The 1,637-nt window shown below is 68.1% G+C and carries 1 protein-coding gene; it reads left to right on the top strand.

Annotated features, from left to right (window positions below):
- Positions 1-1,637 (top strand): urocanate hydratase (gene hutU / locus WCE05_RS25765; protein WP_253081826.1); only part of this gene is annotated, 1,637 nt, incomplete at both ends.

Below are 1,637 nucleotides of genomic sequence, written 5' to 3'. Positions count from 1 at the left end.
GAAATCCGCGCCCCGCGTGGCAACAAGCTGACCGCCAAGAGCTGGCTGACCGAAGCGCCGCTGCGCATGCTGATGAACAACCTCGACCCGCAGGTGGCCGAGAACCCCAAGGAGCTGGTGGTGTACGGCGGCATCGGCCGCGCCGCGCGCAACTGGGAGTGCTACGACAAGATCGTCGAGACCCTGACCCGCCTGGAAGACGACGAAACCCTGCTGGTGCAGTCGGGCAAGCCGGTCGGCGTGTTCAAGACCCACGCCAATGCCCCGCGCGTGCTGATCGCCAACTCCAACCTGGTGCCACACTGGGCCAACTGGGAACACTTCAACGAACTGGATGCCAAGGGCCTGGCCATGTACGGGCAGATGACCGCCGGCAGCTGGATCTACATCGGCAGCCAGGGCATCGTCCAGGGCACCTACGAAACCTTCGTCGAGGCCGGTCGCCAGCACTATGGCGGTGACCTCAAGGGCAAGTGGGTGCTGACCGCAGGCCTGGGCGGCATGGGCGGTGCCCAGCCGCTGGCCGCGACCCTGGCCGGCGCCTGCTCGCTGAACATCGAATGCCAGCAGAGCCGCATCGACTTCCGCCTGCAGACCCGCTACGTGGACGAGCAGGCCAGCGACCTGGACGACGCCCTGGCGCGCATCGCCCGCTACACTGCCGAAGGCAAGGCCATCTCCATCGCCCTGCATGGCAACGCCGCCGAAATCCTGCCGGAGCTGGTCAAGCGCGGCGTGCGCCCGGACATGGTCACCGACCAGACCAGCGCCCACGACCCACTCAACGGCTACCTGCCCGCCGGCTGGACCTGGGAGCAGTACCGCGACCGTGCACAGACCGAGCCAGCCGCCGTGGTCAAGGCGGCCAAGCAGTCCATGGCCGTGCACGTGCAAGCCATGCTCGACTTCCAGAAGCAGGGCGTGCCGACCTTCGACTACGGCAACAACATCCGCCAGATGGCCAAGGAAGAAGGCGTGGCCAACGCCTTCGACTTCCCCGGCTTCGTCCCGGCCTACATCCGCCCGCTGTTCTGCCGTGGCATCGGCCCGTTCCGCTGGGCGGCCCTGTCGGGCGACCCGCAGGACATCTACAAGACCGACGCCAAGGTCAAGGAGCTGATCCCCGACGACGCTCACCTGCACCGCTGGCTGGACATGGCCCGCGAGCGCATCAGCTTCCAGGGCCTGCCGGCACGTATCTGCTGGGTCGGCCTGGGCCTGCGTGCCAAGCTGGGCCTGGCGTTCAACGAGATGGTGCGCAGCGGCGAGCTGTCGGCACCGGTCGTCATCGGCCGCGACCACCTGGACTCCGGCTCGGTGTCCAGCCCCAACCGCGAGACCGAAGCCATGCGCGACGGCTCCGACGCGGTCTCCGACTGGCCGCTGCTCAACGCCCTGCTCAACACCGCAGGCGGCGCCACCTGGGTCTCGCTGCACCATGGCGGTGGCGTGGGCATGGGCTTCTCCCAGCATTCGGGCATGGTCATCGTCTGCGACGGTACCGACGAAGCGGCGGCGCGTATCGCGCGCGTGCTGACCAACGACCCGGGCACCGGCGTGATGCGCCACGCCGACGCCGGCTATCAGATCGCTATCGACTGCGCCAAGGAGCAGGGCCTGGACCTGCCGATGATCAC

It is taken from the genome of Pseudomonas sp. I2 (genome assembly GCF_040984075.1).
GTDB classification, from domain to species: domain Bacteria; phylum Pseudomonadota; class Gammaproteobacteria; order Pseudomonadales; family Pseudomonadaceae; genus Aquipseudomonas; species Aquipseudomonas guariconensis_B.
The sequence above is the reverse complement of the archived record's forward strand: the minus strand, read 5'-3'. Positions and strand labels throughout refer to the sequence as shown.